General features: G+C 47.9%; 12 protein-coding genes. 8 read left to right on the forward strand and 4 right to left on the reverse strand.

Annotated features, from left to right (window positions below):
- Window positions 1-198: 198 nt before the first annotated feature.
- From LPW36_RS10605 to LPW36_RS10615, 3 genes are all read right to left on the reverse strand, one after another.
- Window positions 199-1,170, reverse strand: coding sequence for a hypothetical protein (locus LPW36_RS10605; RefSeq protein ID WP_230609630.1), 972 nt, complete (start codon window positions 1,168-1,170; stop codon window positions 199-201).
- Window positions 1,171-1,289: 119 nt separating this feature from the next.
- Window positions 1,290-7,469, reverse strand: coding sequence for a DUF637 domain-containing protein (locus LPW36_RS10610; protein WP_338085981.1), 6,180 nt, complete (start codon window positions 7,467-7,469; stop codon window positions 1,290-1,292).
- Window positions 7,459-7,974 (reverse strand): filamentous hemagglutinin N-terminal domain-containing protein, encoded by a 516-nt coding sequence (locus LPW36_RS10615; protein ID WP_230609632.1) that lies wholly within the window; start codon window positions 7,972-7,974, stop codon window positions 7,459-7,461. The genes LPW36_RS10610 and LPW36_RS10615 overlap by 11 nt, the downstream gene beginning before the upstream one ends.
- Window positions 7,975-8,583: 609 nt before the next feature.
- Between LPW36_RS10615 and ubiJ the strand changes: the two genes are divergently transcribed.
- The 7 genes from ubiJ to hemB all read left to right on the forward strand — a co-directional run bounded on the left by ubiJ (window position 8,584) and on the right by hemB (window position 14,738).
- Window positions 8,584-9,192, forward strand: coding sequence for a ubiquinone biosynthesis protein UbiJ (gene ubiJ, locus LPW36_RS10620; RefSeq protein ID WP_230609633.1), 609 nt, complete (start codon window positions 8,584-8,586; stop codon window positions 9,190-9,192).
- Entirely contained in the window at window positions 9,189-10,820 is a 1,632-nt protein-coding gene (gene ubiB / locus LPW36_RS10625; RefSeq protein ID WP_230609634.1) for a ubiquinone biosynthesis regulatory protein kinase UbiB, read from the forward strand. The genes ubiJ and ubiB overlap by 4 nt, the downstream gene beginning before the upstream one ends.
- 97 nt (window positions 10,821-10,917) lie before the next feature.
- Window positions 10,918-11,199 carry a twin-arginine translocase TatA/TatE family subunit gene (tatA, locus tag LPW36_RS10630; RefSeq protein WP_230609635.1) on the forward strand — a complete coding sequence of 94 codons (282 nt, stop codon included), beginning with the start codon at window positions 10,918-10,920 and terminating at the stop codon, window positions 11,197-11,199.
- A 3-nt stretch (window positions 11,200-11,202) separates the two neighbouring features.
- Entirely contained in the window at window positions 11,203-11,730 is a 528-nt protein-coding gene (gene tatB, locus LPW36_RS10635) for a Sec-independent protein translocase protein TatB (RefSeq protein WP_230609636.1), read from the forward strand.
- A 3-nt stretch (window positions 11,731-11,733) separates the two neighbouring features.
- Window positions 11,734-12,531 carry a Sec-independent protein translocase subunit TatC gene (tatC, locus tag LPW36_RS10640; RefSeq protein ID WP_230609637.1) on the forward strand — a complete coding sequence of 266 codons (798 nt, stop codon included), beginning with the start codon at window positions 11,734-11,736 and terminating at the stop codon, window positions 12,529-12,531.
- Window positions 12,532-12,846: 315 nt separating this feature from the next.
- Window positions 12,847-13,629 carry a 3'-5' ssDNA/RNA exonuclease TatD gene (gene tatD, locus LPW36_RS10645; protein WP_230609638.1) on the forward strand — a complete coding sequence of 261 codons (783 nt, stop codon included), beginning with the start codon at window positions 12,847-12,849 and terminating at the stop codon, window positions 13,627-13,629.
- A gap of 86 nt (window positions 13,630-13,715) precedes the next feature.
- Window positions 13,716-14,738 (forward strand): porphobilinogen synthase, encoded by a 1,023-nt coding sequence (gene hemB, locus LPW36_RS10650; protein ID WP_230609639.1) that lies wholly within the window; start codon window positions 13,716-13,718, stop codon window positions 14,736-14,738.
- A gap of 148 nt (window positions 14,739-14,886) precedes the next feature.
- Here hemB and rfaH read toward each other — a convergent pair whose 3' ends face one another.
- Window positions 14,887-15,378 (reverse strand): transcription/translation regulatory transformer protein RfaH, encoded by a 492-nt coding sequence (rfaH, locus tag LPW36_RS10655; RefSeq protein ID WP_230609640.1) that lies wholly within the window; start codon window positions 15,376-15,378, stop codon window positions 14,887-14,889.
- A 215-nt stretch (window positions 15,379-15,593) separates the two neighbouring features.
- On the opposite strand from rfaH, the gene pepE reads away from it, so the two are divergent.
- Window positions 15,594-16,319, forward strand: coding sequence for a dipeptidase PepE (pepE, locus tag LPW36_RS10660; RefSeq protein ID WP_230609641.1), 726 nt, complete (start codon window positions 15,594-15,596; stop codon window positions 16,317-16,319).
- Window positions 16,320-16,356 lie beyond the last annotated feature (37 nt).

Genomic DNA, 16,356 nt, shown 5'->3' on the forward strand with positions numbered 1-16,356 from the left:
TTAAGGACGGCGATTATCTGGTGCTCTGTGAATCGGATTTTACGCATGGTGATCTCCTCAGGGGACATAATCAGTATGTCAGAAGATCTCTAAAAGTGAATGGGTCGTTTTGATGGGATACTTACAAGACCAACGCCACCCCTGAACAGATAATTCTTGTGCCTTATCCAAATTGATAGGCACAGATGTCGAATCCCCTCAAATTATCAGTCGTCGTCCACCGGTTGTAAACATGGCAAATTCATCACCTGTTGCAGCCGATAGGGCTGCTAGATCTTGGTTACCAAATGCTTTAGATGTGACTGTTTGGGAACCATATTTATTAAGTTGTTCTAACACTATAGATTGGCGTGTATTGAGAGAACCGAATCCTCTGGCAATAGCCGCAGGATTGCCAGTTGCTGGATTGGCTGAGATGGTTAGTTCTGCTACTGTTCCATTGGTTGCGCTTTCCCCGATTCCAGTTATACGGCTACTTGATAACCGGTCATCAAACAACCCACTTGCCGTTCGACTCGCCCTCGCAGCTCCACCCAACTGCACCATCCCATACACCAACTCCGAATACTCCTTTGGTACCCCAAAGCTTTCCAGCAATCGCGCTCCAGCAGTATGAGTACTCAGACTTCCTGTGATTATCGCGTTACTACCCGTATAGGCGGTATCCAACCCTGATGCGGTTAGCCCTACACCATATAAACACCCAACACCAGTAGTACAAAGCCCCGTTCCGGCAATAGCCTGAACTTCACCGCCAACGGTCATCACTAAACCGGTGGCCCGGTTAGTCACGGCATAGGTATTGTCCAGCCGTAATGTCAGGTCACTCACATAATCGCGAGAGGAATAGTCAAATAATGGCAACTCGGCCTGCTGGTTCATCCCTCCGGCATACACTGAGACATAAGCGGTTTGCATGGTAAGTAATGCACGTTCAGCAGCAAACTCATCGCTGGCACCCAGAGTTTCAAAGGCCAGCATATCGTTGTAAGTTTCGCTTCCCGGCACCAACTCTGCCGAGCACTTCATTAACGCACAGGCGGCGGCGAACAGGCGATCTTTCTTCTCTTTATCTCCACCTGCCAGTTCATCAATCCGCTCCAGTTGCGACTTGTGAAGCTGACGGTTATTTTGGTCAATAATATTCGCAACGTTTGCACCGGTATTCACCCCCTCAGCGCTGTTGGTAATGATTGCCCCAACGCTACCACCAATAATCCTCGCCAGCCCGTTGTCATCGATATAGAACAGCTTCTCGCCGTTTTGTACCTGACGCTTTTCTTCCGGTGTTAGCGCAAAATTACCAATAACCCCGAGGCCAGCTCAGTGGCAAAACCCGCCCCTGCACCGGCGGCAAAATCACCGCCGGTCAGCTCGGCAATCAGTCCGCCGTTCAGACCGTGGATCACCGATTTACCAAAGGAGCCATCACCACCAAACAGCGCTGCGTTTTCTCCGATATACCACGACGAGGCGCGCCCCAGCTCGTTACCGGCGTTAAACATCAGACTGGTACCGAACGATTCAAGGAAGTTACTGCCGTTAATGGCGCTGTCTACCCCGGCGGAAATACCCGAGTGCATAACGGTGCGCTGGGCGATATCCCAACTGCTTAACTGACTGTTGCCCGTCCACCAGGTATCAAAACCGGACTGACTGACAGGGGTAACGGTAGCGATTTGTTCTGCGGTACTACCGGGAGTATAGGAGGCTGAAGCCGCCTCTCCGCCTTGTGACCAGCCCATTTGGGTATCAACTCCGGCAATCACACCGGCAGCAACCACTGAGGCCGCCAGACTCTTCACATTATCTTTAGAGCCCAAGTCCTTCAGGACTTTCCCCACATCGCCCTGATTATTAATCAGAGAGATACTGGCCTGTACCGCTAATGTTTGTACCGCAGCAGCGGTTGCTGCACTGACGGCGGATGCAGTCGCTGTACCGGCGGCCGCTCCCGCCCCGGCGGTAACCACCGTCACTACAATCGCAATGACGGCCGCCGCTGCCGGGCTCAGGCTCTTACTGTCATACTCCCATTTATCATAGGCATCCTGAACCGCACGCCACTCAACGTCATTACGTACTGCCAGCTCTGCGACCCAGGCCGTTTCCGGCGTGCTTTCCATTTGCTCCAGCGCCGTAGTTAAGCTCTGGGCTGAGGATTGACGGATATCTGCACGGATGCCTTTCTCCGCCTGAATGGTTAACTCTCCGCCCTGAGTAATTTCACTAAATTGCTGTGTGGTATTGTTATGACCATGACCGGCAACCCGTGTGATAACGCTGCTGGATTTTGAATCTACCTTCAGAAAATCGGTGTTTTCTACCGCGCTAAACTGAATTTGCCCGCCGGTGCTGGTCAGCGCGATATCGTTTCCGGCATTCAGTCTGGTGGCCTGATACAGGCTGTCGCCGCCGCTGGTGATGGCAATATTGTTGCCTGCGTTCAGTTCGCTGATTTTATGGGTAGTGCGATAACTTTCTTCCTCATAGGACTGACTACTTAAGAAGCCGCCGGTTTTGGTTTTTTCATAGTAATAGTCTGATTCCTCAGCCGTCAGCAGCCGTAAGTCCCCCTCGGCCTGAAGACGAATATCACCACCGGCGTTGATCTGTGTGGCTTGTAGCGTGGCATCGTTTCCGGCACCGATCAGAACGTTATTACCCGCATTAATTTCAGTGGATTGCTGAGTGATGGTTTGCTCAATTTTATAACCGTCCTTGATATTGGTTCGGTCATAACTGGATTCAGCATCTGACAGCAACGTCAGGTCGTTACCGGCTACCAGTAGCGCATTATCTTTGGCATTCAGCGTGCTCGCTTGCATAACAATATCGTTGCCAGCATTGATAATCAGATTATGTCCCGACTGAATGTCGCTACTTTGCACATCGGTGGTAGCGTGTTGTAACTTGCCGTCTATGGTTCGGGAAGTTTGATCCCGGGCGGAGAGGATAGCGATATCCTCTTTAGCCTGTAACGTTATGTTATCGTTAGCGTTGATATTACTGGCGATAACGTTGATGCTGTCTCCCGCCGTCAGCGTTACGGCTCCGTCGGCCGCATTGATATGGCTCTTTTGTTGATGAACATCCAGCAGATGATCGCCCTGGGTAGTCGTGAAGCCAGTGCGTAAGTTCAGCGTTTCATTGGCGGTGATATCTATGTTTTCACCGGCATTGAGGGTGATATTTTGTCCGGCGCTCAGTTCTGCTCCGGTGATTTGAATATCTTTTCCTGCGGCGATCCCCAGATTTTCTTTTGCATGAATACCGGCAGTTATGCCGGTAACGCCAAAGGCAAGGGCAGTGTTGGCGTTCTGGTCACTTTCGCTACCATCGGCATTGATATAGGTTTGCTGATGTAATGTCTGATTAACCACATTGCCATCAACGCTTTGTAGCGTAACGTTACGCCCTTCAATAGTTCCACTCAGGTTTTGGATATCATTTTTCGCGATAATAGTCAGATTATCCCCGGCCTGAATTATCCCTTCCCGGTTAACAAGGGCATCATGACTGACCAGATGCAACATGCCATCAGCCTTAATGGTGCCGCCATCATTGTTAATATCCCCGGCAGTGATTGCCACATGTTGAGCGCTGATAACGCTGCCGCTGACATTGGATTTATCCGCCGCCACCAGATAGAGCTTTGGTGCCAGTACGCTCTGGCCGTTAATAGTTACCGGCTCCCACCAGACGATACTGTGACTTAACTGAGCGATCTGTTTTTCGCTCAGGCTGACACCAAATGCCAGTCCGAGACTGCTGGAGGCTTGAGCGGCATTATCAATCAGCCAGCGCATTTGGTTTAGGTCGCTGCCAACGCCGCCGATATAGCGCTGCCCGGTTTGCCGTAAAATGGCATCGGTAATGTAGCGCGTGTCATACCGGGCATCTCCCAGAAACCGATAGCGCGATTCTGGCTGCAAACCCAGTTGGTTAAGGAAGTAGGCGGAGCCGAGGTATTGATTAATGTCGGTCCACTGAGTGCCGGTTTCATGTGGAGGACCAAAGCCTGGTTGACGGCCCATCAGGCGGTCCAGCACGCTAAAGCCAGCAATCTGGCTGGCTCGCCCGCCCTGAGACAGATAACCTAACTCACCTAATGCCGGATTAGCGGTGATCAGATAGGGGCTGTCCGGATCCAAATTCCAGACAAACAGGCCGTTATTGCCGGCAGGTAACGGGAATCCGTTAACCGTAGGGATTGCGTCAGGGATGGTATTTTCAATGCCTGAACGCGGATCCAGATTATCCAGACCTGCCGGTGCGCTAAGGGTTGGCGCAATCTGCATGGAATAGGACTTGATGCTTTCATTTCTGACTTCATTCTGAACGTTGAGATTAACAATACGACCCGCTTCAACGGTGGCAAAATATTCTTCACCTTCGCTGGAGACCACATTATTAGCGCTTCTGGCGTATTTCAGGCTTCCACCGTCTTTGTAGAACTCTGATGCCGGTATGTAATCTGCGTATTTGGGTTCAACAAACTGATAAACATAATACTCTTCGGTAACGCCTTGTTTAGTCGAGATATTATTTAGTGTGTTAGCAGTAATATTGACATCATTAGCGGCAAGTAATCTGCTGAGGTTATTGTCAATAACACCCGCATCAATATTGAGGTTTCGTCCTGCTACAATTTTAGCTGCATTGACAAGCGCCGGAAGGTTAACCGTTGTACGGGAAATTAGCCCGGTCAGGGTATAGTCTTTATCATACTTAGGAAAGAGGGCACACCTGCCAGCGGCACTTCCTCCGCCTGTACCGCCGTTATTAAAGCAGTCCACTTTCGTTAGCGGCGTATTCGGTTGATCTTTGTGTAGCTCTATAACGACTGCACCATTACCCGGTATAGAAAAATTCTCTTTGTTCTGCTGCGCAGAACCGCCGTCGCTTTCATTACGAATATGGTCAGCCTTTAGCGTAATATCACCGGTTTGGGTCTCTATTACCCCGGAACGGTTAACAATTTCTGCGCTTTTATTGCCCTGATAATCTTTCTGAATGGTCAGGTGACGCCCCGCCAGAATATTACTCAGTAAGTTGCTGACCTGATTAGCACACAGGTACATGTCGCGGCCCGAATACAGGAAGGCATCATTAGTATTGCTGAGGCCGCTGTCTGCTTTTAAAAACAGATCGTTAAGTGAACCAATAAAGCCAGTATTATCAATCTGGCTACGGCTGGTGAGGTCAATGCTACCGCCGGATTGAATTTTTCCCTGCTGAGTAATGGATTGAGCGCTGCCGGTTATCAAATTACTGGCGGTAATCGTGGCATTATTCTGATTGCTCAATACGCCGCCGGTGGTCAGACTGATAACATCACCGGAGATTTTTCCCTGATTGGTTAGTGCATCGGGTGTCTCAAGATCCAGCAAGTGACCATACAACACGCCCTGATTATTGATAGCGCCATGAGTTTTCAGCCACAACAAACTTTCACGACTGGCGATGGTACCCTGTTGATCAAAGGGCCCTGTGCCGGAGAGGGCTAAAGTGATATCACCATCCGCTAAAATATTTCCCTGCTGAAGTAGTGCATTTGCGGTGAGATCGAGTAATCCTCCGCTGTAAAGTCCGGCTTCCTGACTATTTATTATCTGGCCGTTCTGTGCGTTTAGCCGTAATTCACTGGCACCAAACAGGATGCCATGGTTTTCAAATACTCCCTGACTTTGCAGGGTAACAACCTCCCCGGCAATTTCCCCACTGTTCAGGTTTGAACCTGCTGAGTTCAGAAAGATATCCAGATAACGGCGACCGGTAATTTTTCCACCGTTGTTCAGCGTTGCTGTACTCAGGAATAAATCACTGGCGTAGATCTCCGCATTGGCCTGATTAGTTAACTGATTTAATGTCAGTACCGTTTCGCCAGTGCTTTGAAGGCTTCCCTGATTATTAAGTTGGGAAGCAATGAGCGTGAATGAGCCTGCATTAAGCTGTGCTGCGAAACCATTGGTTAACTGGTCGAGGGTTAGCCAACTATCACTGGTGCTTTGAATTAATCCCTGATTGTTCAACATCAAGGCGTCAATGGTCAGTTCGTTGGCGTACAACTGAGCGCCAGTATCGTTTGTGAATTGGTTAAGAGTAAATTGACCGGCACCGGTAGTTTGAATGAGCCCCATGTTATAGAGTTCCGGAGAATAGACGACCAATTCCCCGCTATATAACTGCGCCCCTGCGTTATTAACCAGTTGGTTAACGGTAAACAGACTACTTCCCGAACTCTGGATTAAATCTGAATTGCTCAGATTGAGGGCATTAACATTTAATGTGTTGAAACTGGCCTGACCCAGCCAGTCGATATTATCGGTCAGATTCCAACGGGAATCCTGAGCCGACATTTTGGCATTGCTACCCGCGGTTAATTTATCGCCCTGAAGCTTGAGGCTGCCGTTACTTAAGCTTTTACCATGAAGCTCAAGATGGGATGCGTTTAGCGTCAGATTGTTCTGTGCATTGAATACTGATTTCTCATCCTGAAACAGGTTTTTCCCGGTCAGGTTGATTTGTCCGGCACTAAGATGAGTATTGTTTAGCCGGGTATCTGCCGCCTGAATATTCAGGATCCCACCGTTTTGCAGCTCTCCTGTGGCTGAAACGCCGGTAGCGGTAAGTCCGTTAAGGCTGTTCCACTGTGGTGTGGTCAGATTGAGAAGGTCTCCTGCCAACAGCGAACCTTGCTGATTCAGCGCCAGGCTGGTATTGAGGGTTAATGTCTGCTTACCCCAGAGAACGCCCTGAGGTGCCAGATTTAAGGTTTGCCCCTGAAAATAGGCCTCATCAGCCATTAATGCGCCAGACCAGTTATTTTCATCGGCATTGATAGTACTGGTTTTAGCATTAATAGCGGCATTAGTGCTGGTGGTCAGTTTGCGGGCATTGATTTGCAAATTTTGCTCGCTAACCAGCTCGCCATTTAAGTTGATGTTGTCAGCCTGATAACTGGCGTTGCTTTTTGCCAGTGAGCGGCTTCCTGCATCCTGAGTAATATTTTTTGCTTTCAGATTAAGGTTATTGCCGCTGAGGGTGGCAGAATGAATAACCTGAATTTCATTGGCCTGAGCATTCAGGCTATTGGTGGCGCTGGAACCACCATGAATAGTGACCTTCCCCTCGGCGGAAATTTGGATGTCGCCACTTCTGGCAATAAGATTTCCGGTATTAACGCCAACGCCTTGCTCTGTGGATACCAGTCGTATTCGGTTGGCATACATACCGCCCAGCGCTTTGGTATCAATAGCGACCTGAGGGGTGTTTCCATTTCCTGCCTGTGGGGTAATTTCACCGGTTTGGGTATTTACCCGGTTAGCGCCAGCGATAACATCAATCTGTTTACCATGAATATCTGCATTAATTTCGGCGGCGCGCGCGACAATGGCAAAATACTCCGTCTCTTTAGCATCGATACCTTTACCATCGATAGTGATGCTACCTTGTTTAACATCCAGCTCTTTTAACCGTACCGGTACTTAACGTAGCCTGCGGGGTATTGATAAAGCCACAGCCATCACAGGTGATGCCATAAGGGTTAGTCACAATTACATTGGCGGGTTTTCCCCCGACTTCTATATAGCCTTTTAGCTCAGAACGGTTAGGAGAAGTGACTTCGTTAATGATCGCGTTGGCTGCACCATTGCGCAGATTCGGATTATTTTGAATAATTCCGGCCTGTTGGGTCTGCAACAGGCGTTCAGTGTTGTTATTTAATACTGCGCCATCAGGGCCAACATTAAATTGTTGATAGGTATTGTGTGATACGCCTGACTGATTGGGGGTGGCAATATTAACAACAGGTACACCGTTGCCGGCGGTCGTGACCTGACCATTATTCGGTTGACCATCCATTTCAATTGCAGCGGCGAATGCAGGCCATACCGGTTGCCATACCAACATAGTGGAAAGCAGGTAAGTTAAAACACGTTGATAAGGCTTAATGATTTTAGTGGTGTTCATTCCTGATTCCTTGAATATATTCTTTTTAGAATGAATGGGTTAAGTGTTTATGTGTCATAACATCATTGGGATTTAGTCAGCCGGGAACAGACATAGCGGAAGCATTGAGGCGTAATACATTGTTGACTGCTATCCATAGCAGAAGTCAGTGATACTTTATGAAGCTAACGTCCCTGTCAGTTATTCAAGTATGATTTCATGGTGTTGGTTAACCATGAGATAGTTCTAATTGTATATTATTAGGGTTAAAAGATAGGTAGTAATAATCAATTGATAGGGAGATTGTGCAAAATTATCCAGTTAATATAGTGAAATATGAATAACTATTCGCTTCTGATCTTTTGGTCATTTTTTGAGCTGTAACAAGAGTGTTTTTTATTGTTTCTAATGCGTTAAACGCGTTATGGAGAAATAAAGAACGACCGCTATTAGCGGGCAGATTTTTGAGATTGGGCGATAGCAATCAGAGATTAGCAGCAATAAGGTCATCATCTCAAAACAGAGATTTTATTCTGCCATTTTGGTTTATCTCCTCATTCAGTCGTTGCCTTCACGGTTGAATATCATCAATATACTCGTGTTGTATTTCAGTTCTTACAAAGGATCGCTATGTTGTTTGTTCCCTTGATTGCCGGCATTATTGAAACCTCTCTGAACAGTTTGCTTTTTCGCGATCGCAGTATGCAGTCGATGAGCCATCGTCTGGCTGGTAAAACGCTAAAGTTGAGTCTGCAAGAGCTGTCTACTTCTCTGACGTTAGTATTTAGCGTTAATCACATTGATGTGGTGAGCCAGTGGGAGCAGCCGGCAAACTGCACGCTGATAACCAAACTGCCAACCCTGTTTTCTCTGCGCGATCGTCAGCGTTTGTCTACTCTGATGCGCGATGGCGATGTGGTGGTTGAAGGGGATATGCAGGTGATACAGCAATTTGTCACCTTAATCGACCTGGCAGAGTGGGACCCCGCCGAATGGCTCTCTCCCTATATTGGTGATGTCGCCGCAGAAACCCTGAGTCAGGGAGTGCAAGGTGGGGCAAAAAAGGTAAAGCAATGGGTGGAACATCAGCAAAACTATCTGGCACAAGCAGTAACCGAGGAGTGGCGTCTGGCTCCCGGGCGGCTGGAAGTGCTGCACTTTGGTGATGAAACTGAAATTTTAAGTCAGCAGGTTGATTCTCTGGTGAAAAGAATAGAGAAGCTGGAGAATACCCGATGACCCCATCTGAGTTTTTGCGTTTATATGTGATCGTTCGCGTTTTTTTGACCCACGGGTTAGACGAGCTGATCCCCAAAATGCGCCTTACCTGGCCACTGAGAATGTGGTGCCGTTCGCTGTTCTGGATGAGAAATAAACATCCGGATAAGCCGTTAGGAGAGCGATTACGTCTGGCGTTGCAAACCTTAGGGCCTGTGTGGATTAAGTTTGGGCAGATGATGTCAACCCGTCGGGATTTATTCCCCCCGGTTATCGCTGATCAACTGGCATTATTGCAGGATCAGGTTGAACCTTTTGACGGTGAGTTAGCCCGTCAGCATATTGAAACTTCGATGGGCGGTAAGCTGGAGCAGTGGTTTGATGACTTTGATCCTCAGGCGCTGGCATCAGCTTCTATTGCTCAGGTTCATACTGCGGTGCTGAAAAGCAACGGTCAGGAAGTTGTGCTTAAAGTTATTCGTCCGGATATTAAACCGATTATTGAAGCGGATATCCGCCTGATGTACCGCATTGCCGGTTGGGTACCAAAACTACTGCCGGATGGCCGCCGCCTGCGGCCGCGCGAAGTAGTGCGTGAATATGAAAAAACGCTGTTGGATGAACTAAACCTGCTGCGTGAGGCGGCGAATACCATTCAACTGCGTCGCAATTTTGATAACAGCCCGATGATGTATGTGCCAGAGGTCTTCAGCGATTACTGTCACGAAAATGTGCTGGTCATGGAGCGTATCTACGGTATTTCAATTGCCGATATTGATGCGCTGGAAGCCAATGGCACCAATATGAAAGTGCTGGCGGAGCGTGGCGTTCAGATCTTCTTTACTCAGGTGTTTCGCGACAGTTTTTTCCACGCGGATATGCATCCGGGAAATATCTTTGTCAGCTATGCTACACCAGAGAATCCACAATATATCGGCATTGACTGCGGCATTGTTGGTTCACTGAGCAAAGGGGATAAGCGCTATCTGGCGGAAAACTTTATCGCCTTTTTTAACCGCGATTACCGCAAAGTTGCTGAACTGCATGTGGACTCTGGTTGGGTGCCGTCTGATACCAATGTGGAAGAGTTCGAGTTCGCCATTCGTACCGTTTGTGAGCCTATTTTTGAGAAGCCGTTGTCGGAGATCTCATTTGGTCACGTACTGATGAACCTGTTTAATACGGCGCGCCGCTTCAATATGGAGGTGCAGCCTCAGTTGGTTCTGTTACAAAAAACCTTGCTGTATATCGAAGGATTGGGCCGCCAACTCTATCCTCAGTTGGATTTATGGACTACCGCTAAACCTTTCCTGGAAACCTGGATGCGCGATCAGGTGGGGATCCCTGCACTGGTTCGCACCCTGAAGGAAAAAGCGCCATACTGGATAGAGAAATTACCTGAATTACCGGAATTGTTTTACGACAGTTTGCGGCAGCACAAAGAATTACAAAATAGTATTGATAAACTCAACGCTCAAATTGGTCATCGTCAGGAGAAACAGAGCCAGTCTCGCTACCTCTTTGGGGTAGGTGCTACTTTGTTGATTGGTGCTACAATCCTGTTTGCAAATCATATTCCCGTCTGGCCAGTCTGTCTGGCGGGTGCCGGAGCGGTTGTCTGGCTGGTTGGATGGCGAAAGGCAGCTTAACTATTTATTACCAGATTTTATTACTACAGCTTGCTGAAACTACCGTATACTGGTCAGCAATCTCAAAATCAACCCCCGATTAATAGAGGCATATAACATGGGTGGAATTAGCGTTTGGCAACTACTGATAATCGTTGCGATTGTCGTACTGTTGTTCGGAACAAAGAAACTGCGTACTTTAGGCTCTGACCTTGGTGCATCAGTAAAAGGTTTTAAAAAAGCCATGAGTGATGAAGAGACGACTTCTAATCAGGCAACCACTGCCAATAAAGAAGCAGCCCAGAACGATGCTGATTTTGATGTGAAATCTATTCAAGAACAGCAGCAACCTTCGGTTAAAACTGAAGAGCAAAAGAGCCAGAATAAAGAGCAGGTATAATCCGTGTTCGATATAGGATTTGGTGAAATTGTACTGGTACTGATCATTGGCCTGATTGTGCTTGGCCCTGAGCGGTTACCGGTTGCAGTAAAAACGGTTACGGGTTGGATCAGAGCGATGCGTTCTCTGGCTTCTTCCGTGCAAAATGAGCTGACTCAGGAACTGAAGCTGCAAGAGCTGAAAGAGAGCCTGAAGAAAGCGGAACAGGCAGGCCTGCAGAATTTATCTCCGGAGCTGAAATCTTCTATGGATGAATTAAAAGAGATGGCAACCGGTATGAAACGTACCATTCAGAGCGATCTCAATAATGCGGCCGAGTCTTTTAATACTTCACCAACTTCTGCTGCTGATGCCGAAAAATCTTCGGTATCAGCCACTGAATCTGCTGCAAAAGCAGCAGAGGAAGCAGCAGCGAACAAGAGTAAAGTACCTTCCGTCGAGTCTGTTGCAGAGCCGGTCATTGCTGAAACGGCAACAGAGGCTGTTCAGCCAGAGCCGGTATCCATCAATAAACCTGATAGCGAAAAATAATCCATGTCCGTAGAAGATACCCAACCGCTTATCAGCCATTTGATTGAATTACGCACTCGCCTGTTACGGTCGATGGTCTGTATTCTTTTGATATTTCTGGCGTTAGTCTATTTTTCAAACAATATTTATCATATGGTGTCCGCACCATTGATGACACAACTGCCCCATGGCGCCAGTATGATTGCGACGGACGTGGCTTCGCCATTCCTGACGCCAATTAAGTTGACGCTTATTGTTTCGGTGTTTATTTCGGCACCTTATATTCTGTATCAGGTGTGGTCATTTATTGCACCGGCGCTGTATAAGCATGAACGCCGTTTAATGATGCCGCTGCTGTTTTCCAGCACCGCGTTGTTTTATCTGGGGATGGCGTTTGCCTACTTTGTGGTGTTCCCGCTGGCGTTTGGCTTCTTTGTTAAAACTGCACCAGAAGGCATATTGATATCCACGGATATTAATAACTACCTGAACTTCGTTATGGCGCTGTTTTTTGCCTTCGGCGTGTCGTTTGAAGTTCCGGTTGCGATTATTTTGCTGTGCTGGAGCGGTGTAACCACGCCGGAAGATCTGAAAAAGAAACGTCCTTACATCGTTGTGGGTGCGTTTGTGGTGGGCATGTTAATGACGCCCCCCGACGTGTTTTCGCAAACGCTGTTGGCCATACCTATGTGTATCCTGTTTGAAATCGGCATTTTCTGCGCCCGTTTCTACGTAGGAAAAGGCCGTAAAAAAGCAGATGAACAGGACGAAGAGGATTGCGAAGGCGAGCAGTCTGACGATAGCGAAAAACCATCGGCGTAGTTGCTGGATTAATTGATTTAAGTGAAGCCGCCTTCGGGCGGCTTTGGTTTATTGATGAATTTAATAAATTAACTTCAGTGCATATTTCGACCGTAAAAAGATGGTGCTTTTGTTGGTATCGAGTGCGGTCGATGAAAACTACCTTACTTAGCTGCTGGGCGCGTTGGGCCTGGCTGGGCTAGGGGCACTTCGTTGGCTTACGCCAAGTCGACCCCAACGCCCATCCCTCCCAACGATTGGCTGTTTTGAATGCCCTCCTGTTATGCCTGGTCGCTTTTAGGCAACTTATGTTGTGTTCCATCAGGAGAAAAATCAATGTTCGATATCGGTGTCAACCTGACCAACCGCCAGTTTGCTCAGGATCGGCATGAAGTAGTGGAGAGAGCTAAGCAGGCCGGTGTTAACGGTATGCTGGTTACCGGTACTTCGTTGAAAGAGAGCATTGCTGCCCATCAGCTATCCAACCACTATCCGGATTATTGCTGGAGTACCGCAGGGGTTCACCCTCACGATGCTTCTGGTTGGTCAGCGTCCTGTGAGCAGCAAATATATCAACTGGCGGCAGAATCAAACGTAGTGGCTATCGGCGAATGCGGACTGGATTTTAACCGTAACTTCTCTACGCCGCAGGAACAAGAACATGCCTTCAGTGCACAACTGGCGATAGCGGCAGAGCTTGAAATGCCGCTGTTTTTACACTGTCGTGATGCCCATCACCGATTTATTGAATTGTTGAAACCCTGGCTGAGTAAGGTTCCTGCGGCGGTAGTGCACTGCTTTACCGGCAACCGTCAGGAACTGGAAGAATATCTGTCACTGGGGCTTTATGTTGGCATTACCGGTTGGATATGTGATGAACGCAGAGGGCAGGAGTTGCGTGAGCTGGTGCCGTTGATACCTGTCGATAAGCTACTGCTGGAGACGGATGCCCCCTATTTGTTACCGCGGGATCTCACGCCCAAACCCACTTCACGACGCAATGAACCCGCATTTTTAGCCCATATACTGCAACAAGTTGCCATATTACGCGGTGAGGATGCCGTCCGGTTGGGAGAAGTCACTCAACAGAATGCGAATCGTTTATTGAGATTGGGTTGAGTCACCGCGCGAGCAGCGTATGATGAATAACGAAAAAGCTGTTGGGCGCTGATTCCCCACAGCGTTGAGAATTGAGGAGAACTTTTGTGAGCTATATTATTCCGAGTGCTTTCCCTGAACGTCGACTGCGCCGTGTACGCAGCCATGATTTTAGCCGCCGTCTGGTTTCTGAAAATCAGTTAACGGTTAATGATTTGATCTATCCGGTGTTTATCATGGAAGGGGAGAATCAGCGTCAGGAAGTTCCTTCCATGCCGGGCGTTAGCCGCATGACCGTCGATTTGTTGGTGAAGGAAGCTGAAGAGCTGGCGAAACTGGGTGTTCCGGTGCTTTCACTTTTTCCGGTGATTGAACCCAATTTAAAAAGTCTGTTTGCAGAAGAGGCCTACAACTCGCAGGGTCTGGTTCCTCGCGCGATACGTGCGTTAAAGCAGGCAGTACCGGAGCTGGGTATTCTGACGGATGTCGCCCTTGACCCTTATACGGTACATGGTCAGGATGGCATCATTGATGATAATGGCTATGTGATTAATGACATTACTAAAGAGATCCTGATCCGTCAGGCAATGTGCCATGCTGAAGCCGGTGCTGATATTGTGGCTCCAAGCGATATGATGGATGGTCGTATTGGGGCCATACGCCATCAACTGGAGGTTCAGAGCTTTGTAAATACTCAGATCATGGCCTATTCCGCCAAGTATGCTTCATGCTATTACGGACCCTTTCGTGATGCAGTAGGCTCCAGCGGTAATCTGAAAGGGGGAGATAAGAAGACCTATCAGATGGACCCGGCCAACAGTAACGAGGCTTTACAAGAGGTGGCTCAGGATCTACAAGAAGGTGCTGATATGGTGATGGTAAAACCGGGTATGCCATATCTGGACGTAGTTCGTCGGGTTAAAGATACCTTTGGTGTGCCGACGTTTGCTTATCAGGTGTCCGGAGAATATGCCATGCATATGGCGGCATTCCAGAATGGCTGGTTGCAGGAAAAACCGGCGGTGATGGAGTCATTATTGTGCTTTAAACGCGCGGGTGCGGATGGTGTTTTAACCTACTTCGCGAAACGCGTAGCTCAATGGCTACACGAAGACGCCATGCAACGCTAAGATAATTGGTGAATTGTCGGGCCATTGGCCCGACGTTCTCCGGTATCAGATACAAGCCATTAGTCCGGCCGGGCACAAAAGTAATATGGGCAAATGGTTTTTACGGCCGGAATGTTCACCGTCGCTGATTAAAATGAAAAAATAAAAATCAATCCCGCTTCTCGAATTGAGAATTACTAATCCTGTGCTCAACCTTTTGGTTAATAAGATTTAACAGCAGTATCGAACGGGCTTCGCCGTCTGGCTCGGCATAGATAGCTTCCAACCCTTCAAATATACCTTCAGTAATAAAGACTTTATCACCACTTTTAGGCTGTGCCGGGTCACTTAACTGTGGTTTAGGCTGCATCATCAGATTTTTTATCAGACTAAAGGGTACCGTTACCGGAAACTTACCAAAACGAATAAAGTGACTAACGCCTCGGGTTGCGCTGATAGTGGTAGTGTGAATTCTTTCCGGATCCAGCTCAATAAACAGATAGTTGGGAAACAGCGGCTCGTCGACCAGTGTCTTTTTGCCTCGAACGATTTTTTCTATCTGATACATAGGGCTGAAGCTGGGCACCTGCTGCCTTTCGAGATGCTCTTGCGCGCGCGCTAATTGACCACGCTTACAGTAAAGTAAATACCACGATTCCATGAACTAATTCACCAAAGAAAAACACAGTTTAAGCATAGCAAAATAGTAAAATAATAGACATAAGGTTCAGTGTGATGGTCGATTAATCCAACAATAAATACTATGCTGGGCTAATACATTGAGACAGTTTCGAACTAAATGGAAAGCGATCACAGTAAAGGCGTGTGTTTTCCTGTATAAATAAAGAGTTAATAACTAAACAGAGGTATTTTTGTATGGAACTGATATTGTTAAGTAATGGTAAGACATCCGGTGATGAAGAGTTACTGGGTTATGCTAAAAAGCAGATTTTAGCGGTGTTGGAACGCCGGAAGGTTGCCAAAGCAATATTGATTCCTTATGCCCTGATTCGTAGTGATTATGATGCACGCGCGCGTGACCTGGAAAGTAGCTTAGGTATTTCCGTCACCAGCATTCACCACTTTGATAAACCCGCAGAAGCCATTGCTCAGGCAGAATGCATTATCGTTAGCGGTGGTAACACATGGATGTTGAATCAGATGTTGCATGAGAAAGATTTAATTGTGCCAATTCAACGTGCAGTTCGTGAACGTGAAGTTCCTTATATCGGTTGGAGCGCGGGCTGTAACGTAGCTTGCCCGTCCATCAGAACGACTAACGATATGCCAGTACGCAGCAGCGTAGTGCTACCATCATTAGGTCTGTTCCCGGTACAAATTAACCCGCACTATATTGATGCTCATCTGAGTGGGCATATGGGTGAAACCCGTGATGAGCGCATTGCAGAGTTTTGTGCGGTAAACCAAACGGAGTCCGTGGTGGCATTACGTGAAGGTAGCCTGCTGCAAATCTCCGGCACTAAACTTCGTTATTACAGCGCTAAAGATCAGGGTTTCAAAATCTTCCGTCACGGTCAGGAAACCACGGAACATGTTGATACCGCTGCACTTAGCGAACTGGTTCCGTTTACCTGCTGTTAATGGCTAAAAGTAAGTATAATGGCGGCGAAGTGAGGGA

Source organism: Limnobaculum eriocheiris (assembly GCF_021010575.1).
In the GTDB taxonomy this organism is placed as follows: Bacteria; Pseudomonadota; Gammaproteobacteria; order Enterobacterales; family Enterobacteriaceae; genus Limnobaculum; species Limnobaculum eriocheiris.

What these genes read in the sequence shown, in the direction of transcription:
- ubiB (WP_230609634.1), top strand. Translation starts at nt 9,189, where the DNA reads ATGACCCCATCTGAGTTTTTGCGTTTATATGTGATCGTTCGCGTTTTT.
- ubiJ (WP_230609633.1), top strand. Translation starts at nt 8,584, where the DNA reads ATGTTGTTTGTTCCCTTGATTGCCGGCATTATTGAAACCTCTCTGAAC.
- tatD (WP_230609638.1), top strand. Translation starts at nt 12,847, where the DNA reads ATGTTCGATATCGGTGTCAACCTGACCAACCGCCAGTTTGCTCAGGAT.
- tatA (WP_230609635.1), top strand. Translation starts at nt 10,918, where the DNA reads ATGGGTGGAATTAGCGTTTGGCAACTACTGATAATCGTTGCGATTGTC.
- rfaH (WP_230609640.1), bottom strand. Translation starts at nt 15,378, where the DNA reads ATGGAATCGTGGTATTTACTTTACTGTAAGCGTGGTCAATTAGCGCGC.
- pepE (WP_230609641.1), top strand. Translation starts at nt 15,594, where the DNA reads ATGGAACTGATATTGTTAAGTAATGGTAAGACATCCGGTGATGAAGAG.
- LPW36_RS10615 (WP_230609632.1), bottom strand. Translation starts at nt 7,974, where the DNA reads ATGAACACCACTAAAATCATTAAGCCTTATCAACGTGTTTTAACTTAC.
- tatC (WP_230609637.1), top strand. Translation starts at nt 11,734, where the DNA reads ATGTCCGTAGAAGATACCCAACCGCTTATCAGCCATTTGATTGAATTA.